The sequence below is a fragment of the Pseudoalteromonas sp. US3C1013 genome (genome assembly GCF_048401115.1).
In the GTDB taxonomy this organism is placed as follows: Bacteria; Pseudomonadota; Gammaproteobacteria; order Enterobacterales; family Alteromonadaceae; genus Pseudoalteromonas; species Pseudoalteromonas undina.
Window position 1 is genome coordinate 209,476 of the sequence record NZ_CP183075.1, and the last position, 24,861, is coordinate 234,336.

22 protein-coding genes are annotated in these 24,861 nt (G+C 38.9%); 15 read left to right on the plus strand and 7 right to left on the minus strand.

The features are described 5' to 3' along the window. Positions 1 to 19 precede the first annotated feature (19 nt). Genes aroB through ACNSN2_RS00920 form a run of 3 tightly spaced genes read left to right on the plus strand, consistent with a single transcriptional unit; the run spans position 20 to position 3,297 of the window. Entirely contained in the window at positions 20 to 1,090 is a 1,071-nt protein-coding gene (gene aroB / locus ACNSN2_RS00910) for a 3-dehydroquinate synthase (RefSeq protein WP_075170537.1), read from the plus strand. Then, positions 1,091 to 2,392, plus strand: coding sequence for an AAA family ATPase (locus ACNSN2_RS00915; RefSeq protein ID WP_418608184.1), 1,302 nt, complete (start codon positions 1,091 to 1,093; stop codon positions 2,390 to 2,392). It begins immediately after the preceding gene. Between the two features lie 53 nt (positions 2,393 to 2,445). After that, entirely contained in the window at positions 2,446 to 3,297 is an 852-nt protein-coding gene (locus ACNSN2_RS00920) for a Dam family site-specific DNA-(adenine-N6)-methyltransferase (protein WP_010390441.1), read from the plus strand. Here ACNSN2_RS00920 and ACNSN2_RS00925 read toward each other — a convergent pair. Together ACNSN2_RS00925 and ACNSN2_RS00930 are read right to left on the minus strand one after the other, a co-directional pair. Further along, complete coding sequence (locus ACNSN2_RS00925; RefSeq protein WP_041709648.1) at positions 3,260 to 3,445, minus strand: DUF2970 domain-containing protein; 186 nt, start codon at positions 3,443 to 3,445, stop codon at positions 3,260 to 3,262. The two genes, ACNSN2_RS00920 and ACNSN2_RS00925, sit on opposite strands and share 38 nt — an antisense overlap. A gap of 3 nt (positions 3,446 to 3,448) precedes the next feature. Continuing rightward, on the minus strand, positions 3,449 to 3,748 hold the full coding sequence (locus ACNSN2_RS00930; protein WP_418608187.1) for a hypothetical protein: 300 nt from the start codon (positions 3,746 to 3,748) through the stop codon (positions 3,449 to 3,451). A gap of 274 nt (positions 3,749 to 4,022) precedes the next feature. Between ACNSN2_RS00930 and rpe the strand changes: the two genes are divergently transcribed. From rpe to trpS, 3 genes are read left to right on the plus strand one after another with little or no spacing between them, the layout of a single operon-like run. Beyond that, positions 4,023 to 4,706, plus strand: coding sequence for a ribulose-phosphate 3-epimerase (gene rpe / locus ACNSN2_RS00935; protein ID WP_010390446.1), 684 nt, complete (start codon positions 4,023 to 4,025; stop codon positions 4,704 to 4,706). Beyond that, positions 4,706 to 5,371 (plus strand): HAD-IA family hydrolase, encoded by a 666-nt coding sequence (locus tag ACNSN2_RS00940; RefSeq protein ID WP_138594443.1) that lies wholly within the window; start codon positions 4,706 to 4,708, stop codon positions 5,369 to 5,371. Before rpe ends, ACNSN2_RS00940 begins: the two co-directional genes overlap by 1 nt. A gap of 33 nt (positions 5,372 to 5,404) precedes the next feature. Then, positions 5,405 to 6,409: a tryptophan--tRNA ligase gene (trpS, locus tag ACNSN2_RS00945; protein ID WP_054202539.1), complete on the plus strand. Its 1,005-nt coding sequence runs from the start codon at positions 5,405 to 5,407 to the stop codon at positions 6,407 to 6,409. A gap of 121 nt (positions 6,410 to 6,530) precedes the next feature. Here trpS and ACNSN2_RS00950 read toward each other — a convergent pair whose 3' ends face one another. Both ACNSN2_RS00950 and ACNSN2_RS00955 read right to left on the minus strand, forming a co-directional pair. Beyond that, positions 6,531 to 7,451, minus strand: a complete 921-nt coding sequence (locus ACNSN2_RS00950) for a TraB/GumN family protein (protein ID WP_054202538.1) — start codon at positions 7,449 to 7,451, stop codon at positions 6,531 to 6,533. A gap of 27 nt (positions 7,452 to 7,478) precedes the next feature. Next, a complete protein-coding gene (locus tag ACNSN2_RS00955; protein WP_138594441.1) occupies positions 7,479 to 7,829 on the minus strand; it encodes a hypothetical protein in 351 nt (116 codons plus the stop codon). 282 nt (positions 7,830 to 8,111) lie between these two features. Between ACNSN2_RS00955 and ACNSN2_RS00960 the strand changes: the two genes are divergently transcribed. After that, complete coding sequence (locus tag ACNSN2_RS00960) at positions 8,112 to 10,256, plus strand: transcriptional regulator (protein ID WP_054202536.1); 2,145 nt, start codon at positions 8,112 to 8,114, stop codon at positions 10,254 to 10,256. 140 nt (positions 10,257 to 10,396) lie between these two features. Here ACNSN2_RS00960 and ACNSN2_RS00965 read toward each other — a convergent pair whose 3' ends face one another. Next, positions 10,397 to 11,458, minus strand: a complete 1,062-nt coding sequence (locus tag ACNSN2_RS00965; protein ID WP_054202535.1) for a hypothetical protein — start codon at positions 11,456 to 11,458, stop codon at positions 10,397 to 10,399. 25 nt (positions 11,459 to 11,483) lie between these two features. Then, positions 11,484 to 14,309 (minus strand): excinuclease ABC subunit UvrA, encoded by a 2,826-nt coding sequence (uvrA, locus tag ACNSN2_RS00970; RefSeq protein WP_075170529.1) that lies wholly within the window; start codon positions 14,307 to 14,309, stop codon positions 11,484 to 11,486. A 163-nt stretch (positions 14,310 to 14,472) separates the two neighbouring features. Here uvrA and ACNSN2_RS00975 point away from each other — a divergent pair, with 163 nt between their 5' ends. From ACNSN2_RS00975 to ACNSN2_RS00985, 3 genes are all read left to right on the plus strand, one after another. Beyond that, a complete protein-coding gene (locus ACNSN2_RS00975; protein ID WP_418608192.1) occupies positions 14,473 to 15,840 on the plus strand; it encodes an MFS transporter in 1,368 nt (455 codons plus the stop codon). A gap of 20 nt (positions 15,841 to 15,860) precedes the next feature. Continuing rightward, positions 15,861 to 16,562 carry a single-stranded DNA-binding protein gene (gene ssb / locus ACNSN2_RS00980; protein ID WP_008467569.1) on the plus strand — a complete coding sequence of 234 codons (702 nt, stop codon included), beginning with the start codon at positions 15,861 to 15,863 and terminating at the stop codon, positions 16,560 to 16,562. A gap of 344 nt (positions 16,563 to 16,906) precedes the next feature. After that, positions 16,907 to 18,553: an EAL domain-containing protein gene (locus ACNSN2_RS00985; RefSeq protein WP_418608194.1), complete on the plus strand. Its 1,647-nt coding sequence runs from the start codon at positions 16,907 to 16,909 to the stop codon at positions 18,551 to 18,553. Positions 18,554 to 18,557: 4 nt separating this feature from the next. On the opposite strand, the gene ACNSN2_RS00990 is transcribed toward ACNSN2_RS00985, so the two are convergent. Then, positions 18,558 to 19,466 (minus strand): 1-aminocyclopropane-1-carboxylate deaminase/D-cysteine desulfhydrase, encoded by a 909-nt coding sequence (locus ACNSN2_RS00990; protein ID WP_055012253.1) that lies wholly within the window; start codon positions 19,464 to 19,466, stop codon positions 18,558 to 18,560. 335 nt (positions 19,467 to 19,801) lie between these two features. On the opposite strand from ACNSN2_RS00990, the gene ACNSN2_RS00995 reads away from it, so the two are divergent. The 5 genes from ACNSN2_RS00995 (at position 19,802) to ACNSN2_RS01015 (ending at position 24,861) form a co-directional block, all read left to right on the plus strand. Beyond that, positions 19,802 to 21,799, plus strand: coding sequence for an SUMF1/EgtB/PvdO family nonheme iron enzyme (locus ACNSN2_RS00995; RefSeq protein WP_418608196.1), 1,998 nt, complete (start codon positions 19,802 to 19,804; stop codon positions 21,797 to 21,799). 135 nt (positions 21,800 to 21,934) lie between these two features. Beyond that, entirely contained in the window at positions 21,935 to 22,978 is a 1,044-nt protein-coding gene (locus ACNSN2_RS01000; RefSeq protein ID WP_008113726.1) for a rod shape-determining protein, read from the plus strand. Beyond that, positions 22,978 to 23,820, plus strand: a complete 843-nt coding sequence (gene mreC / locus ACNSN2_RS01005; protein WP_010390466.1) for a rod shape-determining protein MreC — start codon at positions 22,978 to 22,980, stop codon at positions 23,818 to 23,820. The genes ACNSN2_RS01000 and mreC overlap by 1 nt, the downstream gene beginning before the upstream one ends. After that, positions 23,813 to 24,292 carry a rod shape-determining protein MreD gene (gene mreD / locus ACNSN2_RS01010; RefSeq protein WP_010390467.1) on the plus strand — a complete coding sequence of 160 codons (480 nt, stop codon included), beginning with the start codon at positions 23,813 to 23,815 and terminating at the stop codon, positions 24,290 to 24,292. The genes mreC and mreD overlap by 8 nt, the downstream gene beginning before the upstream one ends. Further along, positions 24,292 to 24,861, plus strand: a complete 570-nt coding sequence (locus ACNSN2_RS01015) for a Maf family protein (RefSeq protein WP_138621339.1) — start codon at positions 24,292 to 24,294, stop codon at positions 24,859 to 24,861. The genes mreD and ACNSN2_RS01015 overlap by 1 nt, the downstream gene beginning before the upstream one ends.

Below are 24,861 nucleotides of genomic sequence, written 5' to 3' on the forward strand. Positions count from 1 at the left end.
TAAAAAGGACTAACCCAGCATGCTTGAATTAACTGTTAATTTAGACGAGCGAAGTTATCCTATTTATATTGGTCAATCTGCACTTCAAGATACAGGCCGTCTAATCCATCATATTGGTGATTGTCGGCCTATCATCATTACTAATGACACTATTGCACCGCTCTATCTTCAGCAGTTGCTTGACTCATTAGCACAGCTAAACCCACTTCATTTTATTATTCCAGATGGCGAGCAATATAAATCGCTTACCTGGTTTGAAAAAATATCAGCATTCTTACTTGAAAATAATTGCGGTCGTGACACCTGCTTAATTGCATTAGGTGGTGGCGTAGTTGGTGACTTAACTGGTTTTGTTGCTGCCTGTTATCAGCGCGGTGTGCCTTTTATCCAAATTCCTACCACGTTATTATCTCAAGTCGATTCTTCAGTTGGTGGCAAAACAGCAGTAAATCACCCGTTAGGTAAAAATATGATAGGGGCTTTTTATCAACCCCAGGCTGTGTTTATAGATACGCGTTCTCTACATACTTTACCTACCCGAGAGTTTGCTGCAGGCATGGCTGAAGTTATTAAATATGGCCTAATTTACGACACTGAGTTGTTTGCTTTTTTAGAGCGAAATATCGCTCAATTACAACAGTTAGATGAAGCCTGTTTACAGCATATTATTTTTAGATGCTGTGAAATTAAAGCGCTTATCGTTGCACAAGATGAGAAAGAGCAAGGCCTGCGTGCGCTGTTAAATTTAGGGCACACGTTTGCCCATGCTATAGAAGCGCAAATGGGCTACGGCGTGTGGTTACATGGTGAAGCTGTGGCAACAGGTATGGTGCTTGCTGCCAAGCTTGCTCATACTCGTAACGACTTAACACAGCAAGATGTAGAGCGTATTACCACATTAATAGCAGCGTATAATTTACCAATCGAAATCCCTAGCGATATGACTAGTGAGCAATTTTTACTGCATATGCGCAAAGATAAAAAGAATAAAAAAGGGACTATCCGATTTATTTTACCCACCAAATTTGGTCAGTGTGCATTAGTTGATGATGTATCTGATGATCAAGTTAGAGCGTTGATCGAGCAATAAATGCAGTCACAAATTTTACCAAGCCGTGCGGCTTTGGTGGATAGAATCGCATTACAATTTGAATATGGTCAAAACCTAATTGTTTTATTGGGTACTTCTGGTCTAGGTAAAAGCTATTTGCTTGAAACCTTCATTACTGATAAATATAACGATTTTAATAAAGCATTTGTGCAAGTAAGCGCACAGATGACTGATGTGCAGTTAATGACTCAGTTATTAGAGCAAAGTTTTAATGCCCCTTTAATTGATCACAACCTAAGCTTATCGCAAAACTATTATCAATTAGCGCAACAGCAACGATGTGGGGCGTGTTTGTGGGTTATTGATGGCGGCAGACACTTATCTGAAGAGCTAATCGCGGAGCTTGAGCTACTATCAAAAAATGCACCTAATGTACTTTATATTATGATTGCATCGCAGTCTAAACTACCCTTTAAAGATGCAGTAAATATACATTTAGAGCCATTAAATACAGTTGAAAGTAAGCAGCTTATGGGATGGTATTTTACGAGCTTACCTTATGATGAAGATCCTGTCTTTCAAACCTTTTTAGTTGAAGCTCAAGGTAACCCGAGTCTGTTGTTAGCCTGGCAGCCAAGCGAGCAGGTTGCTGATATTGTCGTTAAAGATAAAGTGTCTTGGCGCTTACAGTTGCTCACATTATTATTGATAATTATGCTGTTGATTATTGGTCTTGTGTACAAAGCCGATATGACCCAGTGGTGGGAAAATGCTAATCGTCAAATTGATGAGCAAGTGCTATCAACCGCCATTACAACTGAGCAAGCTATTGAAAATAAACCACAGCAACTTATACCACCTGTAAGTAGTGAGCCGTCAGCGGCTGTCATTCAAAAGCCCACTCAAGACACCACCAATAATAATGTTCCAGCGATTGTCGAGAGCTTAACGGAATCAACGATTGTTGTTGAGCAGGAAAAGCCGGAATTAAAACCGATTACTAAACCTGCACAAACAAAGCCGCAAAACCAAATAGTAAAAATACCCAGTAATTGGTACTTACAACAACCTGAGAATAATTTTGTTATTCAGCTCTTAGCCGTAACTCAGCAGCAGGTAGGTAATGAGTTTATTGCTAAACATAAGCTAAAAAGTATTACTAATACATACCAAACTAAACGAAATGGTAAAATATGGTGGGTAGTAACTACAGGTAGTTTTGCTAACTTAAATGAGGCAAAGCAAGCACTGCAAGGGCTTCCTGTAGGGGTTAGAAAAAATAAACCTTTCTATAAAAAAATTAGTAAAATAAAACAAGAAATTGCACGAGTTGATCAGTAAACTCAGTAACTTTAGTGTAAAATCGCGCAACACCGAATTGAAGTAAAGAGCCAATGCAGCAAAAGAGTAGAGCCTTCCTTAAGTGGGCTGGCGGAAAATATAGCCTCGTTGAAGATATTAACGCGCGACTAAATCAAGCAAGTAAGCATGCAGATACTTTGGTTGAACCTTTTGTTGGTGCGGGCTCAGTGTTTTTAAATAGCAATTTTAAACACTATGTACTTAACGATATTAATGCTGATTTAATCAATTTATATAAAGAGCTCAAGCGTTCGCCTGATGAGTTTATTAGTGATGCCAAAAAGCTTTTTGTTGATTTAAACAACCACTCAGATGCGTATTATGATTATCGCGTGCAGTTTAATCAAAGCAGCGATGTATATGAGCGAGCCATCTTATTTTTATATATGAACCGCCATGGTTATAACGGATTATGCCGCTATAACTTAAAGGGCATTTTTAATGTGCCTTTTGGTAAATATAAAAAGCCTTATTTTCCTGAAAAAGAAATGTACTTTTTTGCTAGCAAAGCGCAACAGGCTACATTTACTTGCCTAGGGTATGATGATGTATTCAAACTGGTGCCTAATAATGCAGTGATCTATTGCGATCCACCTTATGTGCCATTAAGTAAAACGGCATCCTTTACTTCGTATGCAAAAGGCGGGTTTAATTTGGATGACCAGGCTAATTTAGCGAACTTAGCTGAGCAAGCGGCATTTGAGAATAATACGCCGGTCCTTATTTCAAATCACGATACGGTATGGACACGCAAAATTTACAGCCAAGCTTCTTTGGATAAAATTCAGGTTAAACGCACGATTAGCCCAAAAGGCGGTTCACGAAATAAAGTCGATGAGCTAATGGCTATGTACTTAGCACCGAAGTCACGGTTGCGTAAATAGCCAACACAAATAATACAAAAAGTACCACGGCAATAGCTATTAATGTAATAGGGGAGTGGTGTTTAAAGTCTGTTTGACGTTTATCTTCGGATTGCACACCAAAAAATGCAGCTAGCACACTTTGTAACGCGCTTAAAAAGTGCTGCATTAATTAAAATAATGGTTTGATTGAAGAGGGTTTGTGATTGTCATCAGCACCTGTTAATAACTCTAGGAAGTCTAGATAATGGAACTGTGCACTGCGGCTATCGCCGGTTAACCAAGAAGCCCATGAGGAATCTTCTTCAATTTGAATACAGCGATTTACGCTATGATTGGTAGCGTTAGTTTGCTCTTTATGAAAACAAGTGTTGGCAGAGCTTAATTCTTGCTCCGTATTTGAAGAAAGCGACGCTGCTCCAATAATGACACTTACCGACGTGATTAATAATCCAATTTTAAAAGCACGCATAATATAAACCTAATAATTTAGTTCTTCGCGAAGCATAACAAAAATCGCTTAAATAATACACTTTATTTTTAGTTATATTCACAGCTAATCATACCGCAGAATTTTTTATAAGCATGTTTTATCCTTCTTAGCTCACGCAGCTTAACTGTTATTATAGTTAAAGACAGTTTGTCATTGGTGTTGCTAACTTAGCGCTATTTTTAAAGGTGTTACTTGGGTAACATCGTTAATTAAGTTACATTAACGCCATAAATTATTCATTAATGGATTAGCGATGCTCAACTGTGAACAAAAATACTTAATAGCGCCCTCAATATTATCTGCAGATTTTGCACGCCTTGGTGAAGATGTCGACAAAGTGTTAGCTGCCGGAGCTGATGTTGTCCATTTTGATGTAATGGATAACCATTATGTCCCTAACTTAACAATAGGCCCAATGGTGTGTAAAGCACTTCGCGATTATGGGATTAAAGCCCCTATTGATGTTCATTTAATGGTAAAACCGGTAGATAGCTTAATTCCACAATTTGCCGAGGCGGGTGCATCAATTATTACCTTTCATCCAGAAGCCAGTGAGCATATTGACCGTACTTTGCAATTGATAAAAGATCAAGGCTGTCAGGCTGGCTTAGTGTTCAACCCTGCAACAAGTTTAAGTTACCTCGATCACGTGATGGATAAAGTAGATGTGATCTTATTAATGTCAGTAAATCCTGGGTTTGGTGGACAAAGTTTTATTCCACAAACACTGGAAAAACTGCGAGAGGCAAAGCAACGCATTATTGATTCAGGGCGTGATATTCGTTTAGAAGTTGATGGCGGTATTAAAGTAGATAACATAGCTGCAGCGGCTGAAGCGGGGGCTGACATGTTTGTTGCAGGCTCTGCTATTTTTAATCAGCCTAACTATAAAAGCGTAATTGATGAAATGCGCCAACAATTAGAAAGTATTAAATAATGAAATATGATGCTGCACTATTTGACTTAGACGGCACGCTAGTTGATAGCGTGTATGACTTATATATGGCCTTAAATCTTACGCTAAGTGATTTAGCGTTTCCCATAGTTAGTCAGCGATTAGTTGAAAGCTGGGTAGGTAATGGCATAGAGGTGTTAGTAAAGCGAGCTCTATGCGGTGATATGCAAATTAGTGAACACCTTGATGAAGCATTAAGTGAACGAGCTATTAAGCTTTTTTATCAACATTATAGTGAGCAGGTTGGTGAATACAGCGTATTATATCAGCATGTTGAAACTGGACTCGCAGCCCTTAGTGGTATGCCCAAAGCACTTATTACCAATAAGGCACGCCGCTTTACTGAACTACTTTTAGATAAACTGGCTATTCGCAGTCATTTTGAAGTAATTGTTTGCGGTGACGACATGGCAAAAAAACCGTCACCTGAGCCACTCCTATTTGCTTGCAATACATTGAATGTTTTGCCAAATAAAGCCATTATGATTGGTGATTCAAAGAGTGACATACTAGCAGCACAAGCCGCTAATATTGATGTGATAGCCCTCACATACGGCTATCATCAAGGAGAGCTGCTAGGGGATTATAATCCACAGTACCTATGCGATAACTTCTTAGCTATAATACCGACACTAACGCAGCGTTAAGCATTTCAAATTAAGTAAAAATAAAGGAAAATCATGAGTAAACCAGTAGTATTAAGTGGCATGCAGCCAACCGGTGGTATGACAATAGGCAACTATGTTGGCGCTATTAACCAGTGGGTTAAGCTACAGGAAGAATATGATAGCTACTTTATGCTTGCCGACTTACATGCAATTACTGTACGCCAAGACCCTGAGTTATTACGTGCTCGCGTTTTAGATGGTGTTGCTTTATATACGGCGTGTGGCATTAACCCAGAAAAAGCGGCATTATTTGTTCAATCTCAAGTGCCAGAACATGCACAACTTGGTTGGGTATTAAACTGTTATGCGCAAATGGGTGAGCTTAATCGCATGACCCAGTTTAAAGATAAGTCGGCAACGCATGCAAATAATATTAATGTGGGTTTATTTGCTTATCCAGCTTTGCAAGCAGCTGACATTTTATTATACCAAGCTGATAAAGTACCAGTTGGCGAAGATCAAAAGCAGCACCTAGAGTTAACTCGTGATATTGCGAATCGTTTTAATAATGTATATGGCGACATTTTTACGCTGCCAGAACCTTATATTCCTGAGTTTGGTGCGCGAGTTATGAGCTTGCAAGATCCGCTGAAGAAAATGTCTAAATCTGATGAAAACCCAAATGGTTTTATTATGATGTTAGACGAGCCGAAAAAGATTGAGAAAAAGCTTAAAAAAGCGGTTACCGACTCAGACGAACAAGCACGCATTTATTTTGATCGTAGTGAAAAGCCAGGTGTTTCTAACTTACTTACCTTATTAAGTGTTGCGACTAAGCGTTCAATTGACGAGCTAGTCCCTGAATACGAAGATAAAATGTATGGTCACTTGAAAAAAGACACCGCAGCAGCTGTTGTCAGCATGATAGAGCCAATTCAGGCTCGTTTTAAAGAAATACGTGAAGACCAAACGTTATTAAATGACATTATGAAAATGGGTGCAGAGAAAGCCAGTGCCCGTGCTGAGAAAACATTAAAAGCAGTTTATGATGCGGTTGGGTTTATTCCACGCCCATAAGCCTGTTTTTTGCAGATACAAAAATGCCGCTAATTTAGCGGCATTTTTTATATTACGCTGATTAACATTAAAAAGCTAAATATAGACAAAAGTAACAATGCTTGCTTGTCTGTTTTATCCATTACTCGGCCTTAGCGATTGTTTTGAAAGTTGTATTGTTAATATCAACTAAAGATACTTGGTAGCCTTTATTTTCAAGTAATGTCAGTAAGCTATCTTCTCCGGCGAGGTGGCCTGCTCCCACAAGTACGAATTCACTTTTATCGTTGTTAAACATTTGTTCCACTTTAACTAACCAGTTATTGTTTCTATCAGTCATTAATTGTTTATAAGTTGCAGGATCATTTTTTTGCATCGGTTCAAGTGCTACTGTGTAGAGCGATTGCGTATCACCTTTACGCCAAGCTGAGAGTAATTTTTTAAACATCACACCGTAATTATCAAACCCAGCTAAATTATTTTTGATAAAGTCATTTTCGCTACCTTCACCCATAGTCTTAAATAACTCTAACTGAAACGCCATAGTCTCTAAGTATTGTTGTTCTTTATTATCTGAGGTCGCTTTTTTAGTAAAGTAAGCGTCAACGCCTTCACCCATTAAATTTTGTTTTTGCAGCTCCATCGACATCAGCACAATACTAACCATTGCAGGACGAAAGTTATCTAATTTAGTTAGGTTTGCACCAAACTCAGCCAGCTTTTTTTCTAATGCGAGCTTTACCTCTGGAGTTAGCTTTTGGCTCAATGTTTCATTATTTTCATAAGATAGTGCGCTCAACATTTTCATTTGTGCTTGTGCATCGCTAGGATCAGGTATTGGTGCTTCTAATACAATCGTATCTGCTTGCTTATAGGCGTGGTTAAACTCCACTGGTAGAGGCATCTCTGACTTAGGTAAAATGTGTACTGTGCCGCCAATAAATAATGAGTCATTTCCTTTACTCACTTGCCACACTGAACTTTGTGCTTGTACAGTCGTTGCTAATAAGCAGCCGCTCAATAATACGGTTGCTGAAAGAACTTTTTTAGTAAATGTATTCATAACACTTCCTTAATGTAATTTTATTTATTATTGATTGGTTAAAATAGTGCTTATATAAGTTGTTAGTGACGACGTTATTTTTGAAAGGTTACTATCAATTTTTGAGTTCATCTTGTTGATGGACGATTCAAAGTCGGTTGCAATTTGGTTCTCTATACTAGTAAATAATGTTTCAGTGTTTACTTCATGCTTGATGAGTGAGTCAGTGTTGGTAGCATAAATTATTTGATTGCTATTGATGACTATTTCACCGGCTGCACATTGATCTGAATTGGTTAGTAGCGTGTTGTTTTTACTTTCTGTAGCGACTGCAGAGGCTGTACTAAATACTGTTGCTAATAAAATTATGGGTAATACTTTTTTAATTGCGTTATTCATAATGAAACCTTTTTTATGTTTAAAAGTCAGCTTAATTACTATTAAAAAGTCGTGTTTAGTAAGCTGCTTGTTGATGACGTTTTAAAGAATATCGCTAAATTTATCTAGAGTCGCTTATCTAGTTGTGAGTGATTTATTTATAAGGTTTTTATTTTTTTTGTTGTTTTAAATTAGAGAGTTAATCACAAACCTTATCTGTGAATATAAGGTTTTAAATTAACCTAGCTATATTAAAAAGTGTACCTGTGGTAGGGTTGTTGAAAAATAAAAATATGTAAAACTATGAATTATCAAATCGGACCTTGGCAATTTATTAGTAATCGCTGTGTGATTACTTCAAACAATATGGAAAGGGAATTAGACCCACTTTTAGTAAAGCTATTACTGCACTTTATAAATAAGCCTCAACATATTGTTTCTCGACAAGAGCTTATTGAAAGTGTGTGGCAACAGAGCTTTGTTGATGATAATGCGATTAACCGTGCAATCTCAGAGTTAAGAAAGCAGCTTGCCCACCCAACTGAAAAAGCACCGCTTTTAAAAACTCATTACCGTAAAGGTTACAGTCTAACCGTAATACCAGAGCGTTTAACGCAAACAAGCGTTTTTGAAGAGCCTGCAAACTTTTTGCCTGACTCACCGGATTTTTTTGCCAAAAATGAAGAGGTAGTGACTGCAACTACTTCTCAACCGGTTCAAAGAACGAATAGTAAAAAGTTTTTGATCTATTCTTTAGTCGTCATTATTTGTCTGTGCTTTTTAGTATGGTTAGGGTTGTTTTTTATTAATGCACCTTCTAGCGAAAAGATTAAACAGATCACGGTTAATAAGGTAGCAAGCACGTGGAATATAGGTAGTGAAGTTCACCCTGAATTATCCTCAGATAAACAATATTTAGCTTACACCAATATAGAACCTGAAAATGACGTAATGCATGCATTTGTAAAGCGACTATCTGATCAAAGGGAAGTTGAAATTACCTATCCTGGCTTTCAGGTATCTATTTTATCGTGGCAATTAAATCAGCACTCAGTGTTATTACAAGCTACCAATTTAAAACAACAAAAGTGTGAAATGGTACTCGTTGATCTAAGCCAGTTTCCTGTTATAGGGGAGGCTACCTCTATTAAAAAGTGTGACTTTAGATACACAGGTTATGCGCAAGTAGACGAAAGTGGTGAGCATATTTATTACACCGAATATAAAAATGAGCATGATGGTTCAGGCTTATATAAATTTGATTTAGAACTTAAAAAAGAGTTTATAGTGATCCCACCGCCAGGTGTAATGTACGGCGCGATCATGCCGCGTTTATCTCAATCTGGTAATAAAATAGCGTATATACTTAGTCAAAAGGGTAAGCCTTTTTCTGTATTTAGTTACGACTTTGAAACCCACGAAACCAAGCGCTTATTTAAAGCAAAGAAAAGTATAATTAGCTTCGCGTTTGACTGGCTTGCAGACGATAAAGGCATAATAGTATTTGAAGGAACACAGCTTTCAACCATTATATTTGATGAAAAAAACACTGTTAAAAATACACTAACAGTAACCCCAAATATAACTCCTTATTATATAGCAGTGCACTCTGCCAATAGTCTTTTTTATTCAGAGAATAAAACCCAATCATACTCGCTAATTAAAGTAACAGACACTTTTGGCGATACACCTAAATATGAAACGCTCTATAAAAGTGATAAAGACGACTACAACATTATTGAAATAGTTAATAAAGAAGGGCCTGCGCATGTTTTTGTATCTGAGCGTTCTGGCAGCAGTCAATTATGGCTCTCTCAAAATGGTTTTACAAAGCAACTCAGCTTTTTTAATTATGATGATGCCCCTTCGACTTTTGCATTAGGAATGCTCCGAGCTTCTCCCAATAAGCAGCGCATAATGTTCATAAAAAATAAAAGCTTTTTATTTTATGACGTAAACACTCAAAAAATTTATCCATTAGAAGAATTTAATAAACATAAAATAGTAAGCTATATTTGGTCAAAAAATAACGAAAGCATTATTTATATTAAGCGCCTTGGTACAAAAAATATATTGGCAGAGTTTAATTTACTAACTCGTGATACTCATGTAATAGAAGGAATAAAAGCGAATAAACTCATTTCAGATAGTAAAGGTAACGGCTACGTAACCAACGATAATCAGTTAATTCGCTTATCCGATAGGCAAAGCTGGGAATTACCTAAAAATGCCAAAAAGTCAGTTGCATATGGGATCAGTAAAGACTATTTCTATTATTCAGATTCTATTTCAAGAATCGCTAGACTAAATTTACAAGATCAAACCATACAAGATACACACGTGGACTTTCGACCTATTGGTTTTGAGGTAAACGAAAGCAATGAAATATTATTTACGGGATCTAAGTATAAAGATATGCAAATAGTACAAATTAGTTGGGGCGAATAGCGCTATTCATTATACCGAGAAAGCCAGTGCCCGTGCTGAGAAAACATTAAAAGCAGTTTATGATGCGGTTGGGTTTATTCCGCGCTCATAAGCCTGTGTTTTTATCTGCAAAAATGCCGCTAATTTAGCGGCATTTTATTTTAATGTTTCATAGCTGAAATACCGGCAGATTCACAGGCTCTAACTATAAATTGATAGCCATAAGGCATACTTTGATCAGGCGTTATTTCAACAATTTCGTAATCATTGAGCTCAATTGACTTACTCTCTTTTGACTTTTTACAGCGAGAGTAGCTATCTGCTTCATAACTATAGGCAAACATAGCAATTAAGCGTTTACTGCGCTCAAAGTAGCCTTTAGTATCTAAAAACTGCTTAACTGTCTGGGTATTATCGTCTTCGCCTTCTAAGCGAATACCAAATGTTTTTGTCTGAGTTTTGTCATTGTCTGAAGAGGGAAGTTTTTTTTCTATCTGTTCACTTAACTCTTCTATTGCTTGTTCCTGTTCTGCGGGTGACTTATTCGCAATAGACTTACTATTTTCAAAATTCTTTACGATGTCGTTTAATACTTTTTCAGGCGGTTTGTCATCAATGAACGCGATTAAACTTACAAACACCACAGTAGCTAAAAAAAAGCGCGTAAATGCAGTGAGAAGCGGCGAATAGCTTTGACTGATAAATTTAATACGATCAGAGCCAAAGGGTTTTATAAGCAGTAAAACGATGATGTAAAATGGCAAAATAAGCTGTAAGCCGAGTAAGGTTGCTAGGGTTATCCCCAGTGTCCAAGGCGGTAAATATAATAAAGTGGCAAAGTTGTGGGTGTAGTTAAAATGATTAGCTGATACTTGCGTTACTTCATTCACTATACCGCTTGCACCTGCTAGAACAAAGTTAGCAATACTGGCATAAAATACCAAAATAAGTGCTTTGCCAGCGAGTGAATTCCAGAGCTGATTAAACTTGGGCCAAAACTCTACGATCAGTGCAACAATGGTGATGCTGGCGCACAACCAGGTTAACTTAAAAATAGCTAAACTTATAAGTGCAAGAAGGTAAAGCTTTTGCGCGGTGTTAAGGTTAAACCATATGCTTTTTATATGACTCAGCAGTTTAATTTGGTGTGGTTGCCAGCTTTTTTGCTGTTGCTTAAACTGTTTATTAGCACGCCATTTTGCAACTTTTAAATACCTTAACACCGGCTTTCCTCAAAGTGTATTACCGCTATTTATTTAATAGCGGTTTTAAGTAGTGCCCAGTATGTGAGCGCTGACATTCCGCCACTTCTTCTGGTGTGCCTGCAATCAGTATTTCACCGCCGCCAGCTCCACCTTCAGGGCCTAAATCAACGATCCAATCGGCAGTTTTTATTACATCTAAATTATGCTCAATTACTACAATGGTATTGCCATGATCGCGTAGGCGATGAAGCACCACTAATAACTGTTCAATATCAGCAAAATGAAGTCCCGTGGTTGGCTCATCAAGAATGTACAATGTTTTTCCAGTATCACGCTTAGAGAGCTCACGTGCTAACTTAATTCGCTGTGCTTCACCACCAGAAAGTGTTGTAGCGGCTTGGCCTAAACGAATATAAGAAAGTCCAACATCCATTAGGGTTTTAAGTTTACGTGCTATAGCCGGTATTTTATCAAAGTAGTCATGGGCATCTTCAACGGTCATGTCGAGCACTTGGTTGATGTTTTTGCCTTTATATTGTACTTCTAAGGTTTCGCGATTATAACGTTTACCCTTACACACATCACACGGTACATATACGTCTGGTAAGAAGTGCATTTCTACTTTAATAACGCCATCACCTTGGCATGCCTCACATCGCCCACCTTTAACATTAAAGCTAAAGCGACCCACTTTGTAACCACGTGAACGGGCTTCTTGAGTACCTGCAAATAGCTCACGAATACCAGTGAAAATACCAGTATAAGTGGCAGGGTTTGAACGCGGTGTGCGGCCAATAGGACTTTGGTCAATATCAATTACTTTATCAAAGTGCTCAAGTCCTGCAATTGATCCATAAGGAGCTGCTTCTGCAGTAGTTGCACCGTTGAGTTCAGTGTGGGCAAGTTTAAACAAGGTATCGTTAATGAGTGTAGATTTACCCGAACCAGATACGCCGGTAATACAGGTCATTAAGCCAAATGGTATTTTTAAATCAACATTTTTTAAATTATTACCCGTTGCTCCAAACAGCTCTAGCCATTTATCGTTAGTAGCATGGCGCTCTTTAGGCACTTCAATTTTACGTACGCCGGATAAAAACTGGCCGGTAACCGAGTCTTTGCTTGCTAAAATATCATCGCGCGTACCTTGAGCAATAACATGTCCGCCATGTACGCCAGCACCTGGGCCAATATCAATAATATGATCAGCGGCGCGAATGGCGTCTTCATCGTGTTCTACAACAATAACGGTGTTACCCAAATCGCGTAAATGAACTAAGGTTTTCAATAAACGGTCGTTATCACGTTGGTGCAAACCAATTGAAGGTTCATCCAGTACATACATAACACCCACTAACCCAGCACCAATTTGACTCGCTAAGCGAATACGCTGTGCCTCACCGCCAGAAAGTGTGTCGGCGCTACGCTCAAGTGATAAGTAATTTAGACCTACATTAATTAAGAACGATAGGCGATCGCGAATTTCTTTTAGAATTTTTTCGGCGATTTGGCCTTTTTGCCCAGTTAAATGCAAACCTTCAAAAAAGCTCATCGCCTCACCAATACTCATATGCGTAATGGTTGGCAAGTTAGTTTGACCAATAAATACATTGCGTGCTTCTTGGCGCAAACGTGAGCCTTTACAACTAGGGCATGCTTGGCTGGTTTGATATTTGGCTAGTTCTTCACGCACTGAGTTTGATTCAGTTTCACGGTAGCGGCGGTTCATATTGTTTAACACGCCTTCAAATACATGATTACGTGTAATTAAATCACCGCGGTCATTACGGTAATTAAATGCAATTTTAGTATCACCAGAGCCATCTAAAATAATTTTTTTATGTTCTTTTGCAAGCTCTTGATAAGGAACATCTAAATCAAACTCGTAATGCTGTGCAACCGCTTGTAACATTTGATAATAGTAAAAGCTGCGTTTATCCCAGCCTTTAATTGCACCGCCAGCTAAACTTATTTCAGGGTTATGAACCACGCGATTAGGGTCAAAGTATTGTCTTACGCCTAAACCATCACAGCTTTGACAAGCCCCTGCAGGGTTATTGAACGAAAATAAACGCGGTTCAAGTTCGGTCATCGCATAGCCACAGGTTGGACAGGCAAAATTTGCTGAAAACAGCATTTCTTCAGCACTGCTATCGTCCATAAAAGCAATGTTGGCAACGCCGCCTGACATTTCAAGTGCCGTTTCGAATGATTCCGCAAGGCGTTGTTGCTGGCCGTCTTTGACTTTAAAGCGATCCACCACGACTTCAATAGTATGCTTTTTATGTAAATCTAGCGGTGGTGGATCGGATAAGTCGCATACTTCACCATCTATACGAGCGCGAATGTAACCTTGACTGGCAAGCTGTTCTAATAGTTTTACATGCTCACCTTTACGGTCTTTAACAACAGGAGCAAGTAGCATTAACTTAGTGCCTTCAGGCAGCGCTAATGCGGTATCGACCATTTGACTAATTGTTTGCGCTGCTAAAGGAAGATCATGAGTTGGACAGCGAGGTTCGCCAACCCGTGCAAACATTAAACGCAGGTAATCGTAGATTTCAGTAATGGTTCCCACGGTTGAACGGGGATTATGCGAGGTTGATTTTTGTTCAATGGAAATAGCAGGGGAAAGGCCTTCAATATGATCTACGTCAGGTTTTTCCATTAATGACAAAAACTGCCTTGCATAAGCAGAGAGTGATTCAACATACCGGCGTTGCCCTTCTGCATATAGCGTATCAAATGCAAGTGATGACTTTCCTGAACCAGATAAGCCAGTGATAACAATTAGTTTATCACGTGGGATGGTTAGGCTGATGTCTTTTAAATTGTGCGTGCGGGCGCCTCGGACTTCAATGTTTTCCATGCTATCTCGTTTATTGCCAAAATTATTTGTTCAGTATCGCATAATACGCTGCAATATTAATCCTTGATCATTGAAAAAATCCTTAGTTATAGACGATTAATTATTGCCAAGCTTGTGGTAGAATCCTTGCCTAATTTTTTCACACAGTAAGATCACGCAAATAATGACCGCATCTTCACTTAATTCACGAGAGAAACGCGCCGCCGTATCGTTAGCGAGTGTGTTTGCATTTAGAATGCTCGGCTTGTTTATGCTGATGCCTGTTTTAGCTATTTATGGTCAATCGCTTGAAGGCTTTTCACCTATATGGATAGGTTTTGCAATTGGTGCGTATGGTTTAACGCAGGCCGTATTACAAATCCCAATGGGAAGACTATCCGATAAAATTGGCCGTAAAAAAGTGATTGTAGGTGGTTTAATTGTATTTGCTTTAGGCTCAGTGATTGCTGCTTTGGCCGAGTCTATACAAATGGTGACGGTAGGACGTGCCTTACAAGGTATGGGTGCTATCGCCAGCGCACTATTAGCGTTTGCATCAGACTTAAGCCGTGACGAACAACGACCAAAAGTCATGGCAGTGATTGGTATGAGCATAGGTATGAGCTTCGCCTTCGCTATGCTACTTGGGCCAATTGTGGCAGCTTCATGGGGTATAGCCGGAGTGTTTTGGTTAACTGCTATACTGGCTGTATTAGGAATTTTTATTGTCACTATGCTGGTGCCTAGTGCAATAAATAAAGCCCCTAAAGGCGATACACTTGCCAGCTTTAGTGACATTAAAAAGCTAATTAAACATCCGCAGCTTGCGCGTCTAAATGCAGGTGTATTATTGCTGCATTTAACATTGACGACTATTTTTGTAGTATTGCCAAGTCAACTAATTAAAGATGGACTTGTGGCTGAAAACCATTGGCAGCTTTATATCCCGGTTTTATTTTTAGCGTTTTTTTTGATGGTGCCAGTAATGATAGTGGCAATTAAAAAAGAGAAAGAAAAACAAGCCTTTATTGGTTCAGTGATGGTCTTAATAGTCAGTATGTTAAGTATGTCGATATGGGCCAATAGCGTTGTTGGTATTGCGGTTTGTATGCTGTTATATTTTGTTGCTTTTAACTTTTTAGAAGCCACTATGCCGGCTCTTGTGTCTCGTATTGCGCCTGCAAGCCAAAAGGGCTCCGCTATGGGTGGGTATTCATCTAGCCAGTTCTTAGGTGCTTTTTTAGGCGGTATGTTGGGTGGGTATGTAGCACAAACCACCAGTACGCAAGCTGTGTTTGCGGCGGCGGCACTTGTTGGGGTAATATGGCTTATTATTGCGTGGAAAATGCAAGTCCCACCGAAAAGCAAAGTTATTAGTTTAATGACCCAATTAGATTCTGAAGAGCAGGCACAAACACTAGCTTCTCAGTTAGTTGCTTTACCCGGCGTAATAGAAGCAACCGTAGTTCGCGATGAAAGTCGAAGCTACTTAAAGATTAATGATAAAGAATTTGACCTAGACCAAGCCCGAAGAGTGGCTGGTTTAATCTAACGTTTATAGGAGATGGTTCCATGGCACGCGGTGTGAACAAAGTAATTTTGGTTGGTAATTTAGGGCAAGATCCTGAAGTTCGTTACATGCCTAATGGTAATGGTGTAGCAAATATTACCTTAGCAACTTCAGACAGCTATAAAGATAAAAACACTGGCCAAATGGTTGATAAAACTGAGTGGCACCGTGTGGTATTTTTTGGCAAATTAGCTGAAATTGTAGGCGAATACTGCCGCAAGGGTTCACAAATTTACGTAGAAGGTAAGCTTCAAACTCGTAAATGGACTGACCAACAGGGCCAAGAAAAATACACCACAGAAATTGTTGTTGATGGTTTTACAGGTCAAATGCAAATGTTAGGTGCACGCGGTGGCGACCAACAAAGCGGTGGCTATCAAGGTAACCAAGGTGGTCAACAAAGTGGCGGTTATCAAGGTAACCAAGGCGGACAGCAAAGCGGTAGCTATGGTCAAAATAACCAAGGCCAGAATAGTCAGCAAGGCAGTTATGCTCCACAGCAACAATCTGCACCTGCCCAGCAGCCGGCTCCACAACAAAATAACCAGTACCAACCACAGCAACAAGGTGGCTTTGCACCTCAGCAAAATAATGCACCACAACAGCAAGGCGGGTTTGCACCTAAGCCGCAAAATGCACCGCAAGGTGGCGCATCTAACCCTATGGAACCAACAATCGACTTTGATGACGATATTCCGTTTTAGACAAAGACAAAGATAAAAATGTTTAAAAAAGAGCCCTGAGTAATCAGGGCTTTTTTATTGAGGCTAGTTACCATACCTTTCGCTTATCTTTAAATGAGTGAATAATCCTCATTTAAAATTTATACATTGTTTTAAGGTTTACAAAGCATAGCAACGTCAATCTGTTTAATTTGTAACAAACCTCCCACCTGTGCCATAAGATGCAGCTATTACTTATGACTAAATATAATGTTTATAAACATTAAGTATTAATAATAAAACAGCTACTAAACTTTTATGATTGGCTTGTGCAATTGCAAATAGTAGACAACACTTTAATAACTTATTTAATGAGCGGGTAAGTTATGAAAGCCAGTCAGTCTCAGTTTACCAATTACGCTAGTGCCTTATTTTACACTCTGTGTTTTATGCTATTTGTTATTTTTAATAGTGGTTTAAATTTAGTTTTACAATATCAAAATAAGCAAACAGGTATAGAACTCGCTAAGCAATTACAGCAGCCACTAGTTAATAAGCAACAACTTTTAGCAAATACACCTTTTACCCTAGCTCCAGATAAAGTTTCTGTTTATGTTAAGCAGCAAAAGCAATACTTCAGCTCTAATTCAAAAGGGGTATTGTTATATTCATGGCCTCTTTGGTATGCCTACAGTGACCTATTTATAATAATGAATGTGTTTATTTTGGCCATAATTTTTGCTGTTAGACGCGCTATATTACTCAAAATGAGAGTAAATAACTCAATGGTATTAAAGCGTAACCAAAGCGATGGCTATAAAAAAGTATGTTATACGCCTAAAACAATGCCTTCACTATCGGTATTAAAGACAGCAGCCATGGAGCAGAAAACAATTGGCTATAATATATTTGCACTCATTCAATGCGAATGTCATTTTGATATAAATACGGACTTACAAGCGACTCTTAAAGTATTACTAGCAAAGGATTTTACCAATACGGCTGTAATATCCGTTAAGTTATTAACAGCGGGTAATTTTGCTTTTACTCTCAAAGGGGTTAGTGCGATTGAGAAAGCAAATTGTGCTAAACATTTACATCAATGCATGCTTAACGCAGCCTATATTTTAGCCCCTAGAGTGGCTGACGAGAGTATAAAGTTAGGTGTGTGTACTTACTACTCGAATGCTGATCAGGTGATGGTGTATCAGCTTGCCAGATCGTCACTCACACTATCAATGCAAAGTAGAGTGAAGCATTATCATCAATTGGCACTCAATTGCAGTCATCTTAAGGTGGCTGATGAAAACTTGGTCAAGCAGGGAATTGAAAAGCAAAAATTAGCGATTTTATTTCAACCTGTATACGAGTTGGATAGTGGCACTATTATTAAACATCATGTTTTAATTAAAAGTAGCGATAAGACAAATAAACAACTATTTAATCAAGATTATATAAGTCAGTTTTACAATGAGGATGAGGCGCTATTACTAGACCAAGCAGTTGTTATGCAAGTTAAAAAACTGCTGTTAATAGAAAAGTCATCGTCTGTTATTAGTATTAAATTGCATCCTAAAAGTTGGTTTAATAGTGAGTTTTGGGGTTGGCTAAGTAAACATATGAATGAGTTGAAAAGCCTTCATACGTTACAGTTTTTGATAAATGAAGCTGATTTCTTAAATAACCAAGATCGGTTACAGGCTGCTTTTTCGGCCATAACAGCGCTCAACTTTAATATCGTTATAGATGAGGTTAGAAGTAGTAAAAGTATATTTAACTTCACCCATAATAAGCAAATAGTGGGGCTTAATTTGGCCTATGAACTTGTTCATGGAATAGATCATAATTATTTCCAGCAAAAATCTGTCAGGGGAATTGTGCATATTGGCAAGTTATTGAGTTTGCCGGTGGTGGCCTCAAGTGTAGAAACGTATCAGGAACTGCAATTTTTAAAAGCGATAGGTGTTAGTACTGCACAAGGGGGGTATTTTTCTGGATTGTTACCCGACTTCACTCAAGTTGCATTTCATTAGCTAATTAAACAAGTCCACGATATTTTAGCCCGTCTAAACCTTGCAGCCCACCTGTATGAATGGCAATAATTTTGCTGCCAGAGGGAAAGTAGTCGTTGTTAATGAGCTGCCAAAGTGCATACATCATTTTACCGCTGTAAATAGGCTCAAGTGGTAACTGATATTGTTGCAACATATATTGGCAAAACTGCCACAGTTCAGAGGTAAAACGACCATATCCGCCATCATGAAATTGTGTAAGTAATTGCCAATTACTTTGTGATTTAGCTCTAGGGCTAAGGGCTCGTATTTCGTCTCTCAGGTAGTCGGCTTGCTTTAAAACGGCAATACCTAGTAGGGTGCTTTTATTTGAGCTGCCCTCTATTAAGCCCGCCAATGTTCCACCACTGCCAGTAGGACAGATTAAGTAGTCGTGCTCAGGTAAACTTTGGGCGAGTTCTTTACATCCCTCTAAAGCAAACTCGTTAGTGCCTCCTTCAGGCAGAATATACGCATTGGGAAATCGAGCCTGTAATGCCGATAAGTATGCTTTATCATTTCGTTGTCGGTATTCTAATCGATTAACTACATGTAATTGCATGCCACATTGCTTTGCAAATTTTAACGTTGGATTATTGAGGTCAAGTTCAGGTCCGCGCACAATTGCGTGAGTTACTAGGTTAAATTCTTTTCCTGCGGCTGCACACGCGTGAATATGATTCGAAAAAGCGCCACCAAAGGTCAGTAACTCTGTTTTGCCTTGTTGTTGCATGCGAGCTAAATTGTATTTGAGCTTTCGCCATTTATTACCACTAATAACAGGGTGCAATAAATCATCACGCTTAATGTTTAACGTAATGTTTTTTTCTGCTAGCAATTTGTTACTAATTGGTTGTAAATAACTATGTTCATTAATATTGAATGGTATTGGCATTATCACTCTTTTTTATTAGTTACATGGTGAATGTGCTGTTTAATAGCGTTATTTTGACTTAAATTTTATTACTTAAGCAAATTAAAAAATATGAATACGCCGTTAAATTGGTATCTTTTGGGCGTAAATGGCAGATAAATATCGATGTTGTTAAATAAATTAGCTATTTAGTACAAATGAAACGGTTATTTACTGGCATGAAACGGGATAATAGTTGTAAACTGAGATAATAAATGAACAAAGCTTGTGTTTTGTGCTTCAAGTACATAGCATAAGGTTTTATTATAAAAAATAATAATAACCAAATAATTGCCGCTTTTTTGGGACTGGAATATATGCGAATTGCTCCTTTATCTCTGTTAATTTCTGCTAGCTTTTTTGCCAGCACAGTATTTGCACAAGATACAACTACTGTAAACAGAATTGAATCAGAGATTAATACGAAACAAACAGAATACACTCGTTCAACAACGATGCTCGATAAATATTTACAAGAAGAAAATCAGCTTCAAACCCAACTTGAATTGCTAAGAGCGCGTTCAACACAACTTGATAAAGAAAAAAATCAAGCGTTAGATGCGATGAATGATATGTACCGACGCTTAATTGATAACCCGTCGCTTGATATTACTTCTGCACAATCGCGTTATCAAAAAGCCGTTGTTGATCAAGAACAAAATAAAAATGATATTTCTATGCAATTGGCGGCAATTGCATCCCATCTAAAAGATATTGAGCAAATTCGCGCTGATAAACATGCACTTCAGAACACCATCGAAAGTTTAAAAGTGCAATACACTACTGCGCGTGTAGAGCGACTGCGCAATGAGTTTACCCGCGAGGGAACGCTCGAGGTCGATCATACCCTTAATTGTAAGCGTACTGAAACACTAGCGGCATGTGAACAACGCGGCCAGCAGGTGGGGCTGAAAAAAGCCACTAATCGCTTTTTAGATCAAATTTTTGAAAACCTTACAGAAAAACGTCTGGTTGAACCTAAGCGAGACATGTCAGGGGCACAAGTACAGATTTTAAGTAGTCACGTGATTAAGAGCGCATTTAGCGGCCAAGGTGATTACAACGTCAATTTAAGCGTTACTATGCGTGGAGATGTAAACAGTAGTCGTTTATGTCACTTATTAAGTGTAAATAACAGTTTTTGTTCAGAGTATGGTACCCCGCTGACAAATACTTATCAGCCAGCTTATAGCACTACTTTTTCTGATAGTCAGTTAACATTCAGCGATAATACGGATAATAAAGCGGTCGCTAAAATAGTTAATAAAAAGCCTAAAGTGGTCGCTGAACAAAAGAAAGATCAGTTAATTCAGTTAACTTTGCGTTCAAACGTACATGGTGATGAAGTTTTTATTAACGACATTAGTGTAGGTTCAACTCGCTTAGTAACAAGATTACCGCGTGGTTTGCATAAATTAGAAATACGCAAAGAGGGTTACATCCCTTATAAAGCACGTATTGACTTAAAAAAGACACGCACGCTTTTTGCTAAGTTAGAAAAAAAGTCAGAGTCGATTGCTGCACCGACTAAAAAGCGAGAGCAAATAATACAAGCAGATTGTCCTAAGGGAATGGAAGTTGATACGCAGCCACCAACAGTGGATTCGTCAGCCGTAATAATCCCAGTTGGCACATTTAAAATGGGCGATATTAACGGCAATGGACTGGAAAACGAGCGTCCTGTTGTTGAAAAAACGATTAGTGAATCTTTTGTCATGCAAAGTAAAGAAGTCACTGTTGGCGCATTTGAGAAGTTTGTAAACGAGACACAATACAAGACTGAAGCTGAAAAAGGCAAAGGCTGTGCTTATTATCTAAATGGTGAACCCGTTTGGGAAGCGAGCTTAAATTGGCGAGCTCCAGGGTTTGAGCAAACAAATGATTTTCCAGCTGTGTGTTTGACAAAAAATGATGCTACGGCTTACGCAGAATGGTTTTCTGATAAAACAGCACAAGTGTATCGTCTGCCAACTGAGGTTGAGTGGGAATATGCTGCGCGTGCAGGTACAGATACTGAGTACCCTTGGGGTAACGAAATTGGTAAAAACTTAGCAAACTGTGGTTGGTGTGGTAGCGAATGGTCAAACAAACGCACCGCACCGGTAGGATCTTTTTCTGCAAATGCATTTGGCTTATACGATACAGTGGGCAATGTATGGGAATGGACTAGTAGCACAGAGAATAAAAAAAATGCTGTGGTTCGTGGCGGCGCATGGAACTTTGCTCCTAGCCTCGCTCGTGCCTCAACGCGTTTAATCCTAGCGCCAGACTTTAGAGCTAATTACATTGGCTTTCGCTTAATGAGCGAACAATAATATTTAATGAGGAAGCACACGCTTCCTCTTTTTAATGATTACAAAGACGGCTGCGCTTTATATTGCTCATTACATTGAGAATGTTAAAGTAAGCGCAACTAAAATAAGAACGAATTTCAAAGGTCATCCAGCCTCATGTTTAAAAAACTCCGTGGTATTTTTTCAAACGATCTATCGATCGATTTAGGTACAGCCAACACACTAATTTATGTAAAAGAAGAAGGGATTGTATTAAACGAACCTTCAGTTGTTGCTATTCGTCAAGAGCGTGCTGGTGGACCTAAAAGTGTTGCATCTGTAGGTACAGAAGCTAAGCAAATGTTGGGGCGCACGCCTGGTAATATTAAAGCTATTCGTCCGATGAAAGATGGCGTGATTGCTGATTTTTATGTGACCGAAAAAATGCTACAGCACTTTATTAAGCAAGTGCACAACAATAACTTTATGCGACCAAGTCCACGAGTACTTATTTGTGTACCTTGTGGCGCTACACAAGTTGAAAAGCGTGCCATTCGCGAATCAGCGATGGGGGCTGGCGCTCGTGAAGTTTACTTAATTGAAGAGCCTATGGCTGCTGCAATTGGTGCTGGCTTACCGGTATCTGAAGCAACGGGCTCTATGGTTGTTGATATTGGTGGCGGTACAACCGAAGTGGCTATAATTTCACTCAATGGTGTTGTTTATTCGTCATCTGTTCGTATTGGTGGCGACAAGTTTGATGAAGCCATTATTAATTATGTACGTCGTAACTTTGGTAGCTTAATTGGTGAAGCCACAGCTGAGAATATTAAACACCAAATTGGTTCTGCATTTAAAACAGACGATCCAGTAGAAATAGAAGTGCGTGGTCGTAACCTTGCAGAAGGTGTTCCTCGTTCGTTCACACTTAACTCGCATGAAATTTTAGAAGCATTACAAGAGCCGCTAATGGGTATTGTAAGCGCTGTCATGGTTGCACTTGAGCAATCACCTCCTGAGCTGGCATCTGATATTTCAGCACATGGCATGGTGTTAACTGGCGGTGGCGCATTACTAAAAGATTTAGATCGCCTACTCATGGAAGAAACTGGCATTCCAGTAGTTGTTGCTGATGATCCACTTACATGTGTTGCTCGTGGCGGCGGTAAAGCGCTTGAGATGATTGATGTGCACGGTGGTGACGTTTTTAGTTACGATTAATGAAATCAATGTTTGAAAAAACAATCTCTTTGCAACTGCGACTTTTTGTCGCAGTGCTTTTGAGTATCGTATTGATCCTTGGGGATAGATACACTAAGGGCGGTGAGAATATTCGCACCAGTTTGAATACCTTAGTTAGTCCGCTCATTTATGTTGCTAATCTACCTTACGAAGTATTTAGCTTTAGCGCTAAGAGCTTGCACACCCGCGAACAGTTACAAACTGAAAATGAAGCCCTGAAAAAAAAGCAAATATTGCAGAGCGAGCAAATTCAGCAATATGAATTCTTAGCAAAAGAAAATCAAAAATTACGAGCCTTAATGGGCTCGTCTTCAAAACATACCAATCGTAAAATTATTGCTCAAGTACTTTCTGTTCACTCAAATCCTTATAGCCACCAAGTGGTGATAAATCGAGGAACCACCGATGGTTTAAGTGAAAGCCAAGCAGTGATTGATGATATGGGACTTGTGGGGCAGTTGACTAAAGTGGGCTCAACTACTTCAAGAGTATTATTAATTACCGATACCACCCATGCTACGCCTGTACGTATTTTACGTAATGACGTGCGAACAGTGGTTGAAGGTATTGGTAAAATTAACGTACTGAAACTGTCGCATGTGCCGCATAGTTTAGATGTACGTATTGGCGATGTGTTGGTTACCTCTGGCCTTGGTGGTACGTTTCCTGAGGGCTATCCGGTAGCGGTGATCACCGAAATAACCCGTGATGAAGGACAACCTTTTGCGCAAGTATTTGCTGAACCTATAGCTCAATTAGACCGAATTCGATTATTAGTCGTGTTATGGCTAAATCAGCAGGAGTTGATGGGAGATGATTAATCGCCATATGCTATTAATTGCGTTAAGTATTTTCTTTGCATTGGTAATGGCTTTGATGCCGTTACCCTTTTCACTTGAACCATTTCGCCCTGACTGGGTGCTGCTGGTACTTATGTACTGGTCTTTGGCTTTACCGCATCGCTTAAACATAGGTACGGCTTGGGTTGTTGGATTAGTGATTGATTTAGCGACCGGTTCTTCTTTAGGTGTAAACTCATTAACCTACTCAGTGTGTATTTTTGTTACGGCAAGTAACTTTCAAAAAATTCGCAATTTTTCATTGTGGCAACAAAGCCTTTTAATTGGCTTATTTTTAACGCTTTATCATTTAATGCAGTTTTGGTTAAATCATTTTTTACTTGGCGTTTATTTTAGCCCACATTACTTATGGCCTGTATTAACAGGTATGTTGAGTTGGATATGGGTATTTTTATTACTTAGAAAATACCGTAGACACTTTAGGATCAGATAATGACTTGCGCAGTATATTTAGCCTCCGCGTCTCCCCGCCGTAAAGAGCTTTTAACCCAGTTGGGTATCGAGTTTTCACAATTTAGTGTTGATGCCGATGAAAGCCAGCTTGCTAACGAACTCCCATATGATTATGTCGAACGTTTAGCGCGTTTAAAGGCACAAATGGGCGTAAAACAAGGATATACCGATCGGCCTGTTCTAGGTAGTGATACCGTGGTAGTGATGGATAATCAATCATTATGCAAGCCACGAGATAAAGACGACTTTACTCATACCTTAAAACGTTTATCAGGAAATACTCACCAAGTGTTAACTGCTATCGCTTTTGCCACACCAGAAAAAGTAATGAGTTGTGTTGTCAGTACTGATGTTACTTTTAAAATACTCAATGATGAAGAAATAGACGCTTACTGGCAAACGGGCGAGCCTCAAGATAAAGCCGGTGGTTATGGTATCCAAGGGTTAGGTGGACGCTTTGTAACGCATATTTCGGGTAGCTATTTTGCCGTTGTAGGCTTACCTTTATATGAGACAGAACAATTATTACATACATTCTTAAGAGGGTAG

Excerpts from the sequence above, each read along its gene's own strand:
- aroB (WP_075170537.1), top strand. The coding sequence starts at position 20 with ATGCTTGAATTAACTGTTAATTTAGACGAGCGAAGTTATCCTATTTAT.
- ACNSN2_RS00915 (WP_418608184.1), top strand. The coding sequence starts at position 1,091 with ATGCAGTCACAAATTTTACCAAGCCGTGCGGCTTTGGTGGATAGAATC.
- ACNSN2_RS00920 (WP_010390441.1), top strand. The coding sequence starts at position 2,446 with ATGCAGCAAAAGAGTAGAGCCTTCCTTAAGTGGGCTGGCGGAAAATAT.
- ACNSN2_RS00925 (WP_041709648.1), bottom strand. The coding sequence starts at position 3,445 with ATGCAGCACTTTTTAAGCGCGTTACAAAGTGTGCTAGCTGCATTTTTT.
- ACNSN2_RS00930 (WP_418608187.1), bottom strand. The coding sequence starts at position 3,748 with ATGCGTGCTTTTAAAATTGGATTATTAATCACGTCGGTAAGTGTCATT.
- rpe (WP_010390446.1), top strand. The coding sequence starts at position 4,023 with ATGCTCAACTGTGAACAAAAATACTTAATAGCGCCCTCAATATTATCT.
- ACNSN2_RS00940 (WP_138594443.1), top strand. The coding sequence starts at position 4,706 with ATGAAATATGATGCTGCACTATTTGACTTAGACGGCACGCTAGTTGAT.
- trpS (WP_054202539.1), top strand. The coding sequence starts at position 5,405 with ATGAGTAAACCAGTAGTATTAAGTGGCATGCAGCCAACCGGTGGTATG.
- ACNSN2_RS00950 (WP_054202538.1), bottom strand. The coding sequence starts at position 7,451 with ATGAATACATTTACTAAAAAAGTTCTTTCAGCAACCGTATTATTGAGC.
- ACNSN2_RS00955 (WP_138594441.1), bottom strand. The coding sequence starts at position 7,829 with ATGAATAACGCAATTAAAAAAGTATTACCCATAATTTTATTAGCAACA.
- ACNSN2_RS00960 (WP_054202536.1), top strand. The coding sequence starts at position 8,112 with ATGAATTATCAAATCGGACCTTGGCAATTTATTAGTAATCGCTGTGTG.
- uvrA (WP_075170529.1), bottom strand. The coding sequence starts at position 14,309 with ATGGAAAACATTGAAGTCCGAGGCGCCCGCACGCACAATTTAAAAGAC.
- ACNSN2_RS00975 (WP_418608192.1), top strand. The coding sequence starts at position 14,473 with ATGACCGCATCTTCACTTAATTCACGAGAGAAACGCGCCGCCGTATCG.
- ssb (WP_008467569.1), top strand. The coding sequence starts at position 15,861 with ATGGCACGCGGTGTGAACAAAGTAATTTTGGTTGGTAATTTAGGGCAA.
- ACNSN2_RS00985 (WP_418608194.1), top strand. The coding sequence starts at position 16,907 with ATGAAAGCCAGTCAGTCTCAGTTTACCAATTACGCTAGTGCCTTATTT.
- ACNSN2_RS00990 (WP_055012253.1), bottom strand. The coding sequence starts at position 19,466 with ATGCCAATACCATTCAATATTAATGAACATAGTTATTTACAACCAATT.
- ACNSN2_RS00995 (WP_418608196.1), top strand. The coding sequence starts at position 19,802 with ATGCGAATTGCTCCTTTATCTCTGTTAATTTCTGCTAGCTTTTTTGCC.
- ACNSN2_RS01000 (WP_008113726.1), top strand. The coding sequence starts at position 21,935 with ATGTTTAAAAAACTCCGTGGTATTTTTTCAAACGATCTATCGATCGAT.
- mreC (WP_010390466.1), top strand. The coding sequence starts at position 22,978 with ATGAAATCAATGTTTGAAAAAACAATCTCTTTGCAACTGCGACTTTTT.
- mreD (WP_010390467.1), top strand. The coding sequence starts at position 23,813 with ATGATTAATCGCCATATGCTATTAATTGCGTTAAGTATTTTCTTTGCA.
- ACNSN2_RS01015 (WP_138621339.1), top strand. The coding sequence starts at position 24,292 with ATGACTTGCGCAGTATATTTAGCCTCCGCGTCTCCCCGCCGTAAAGAG.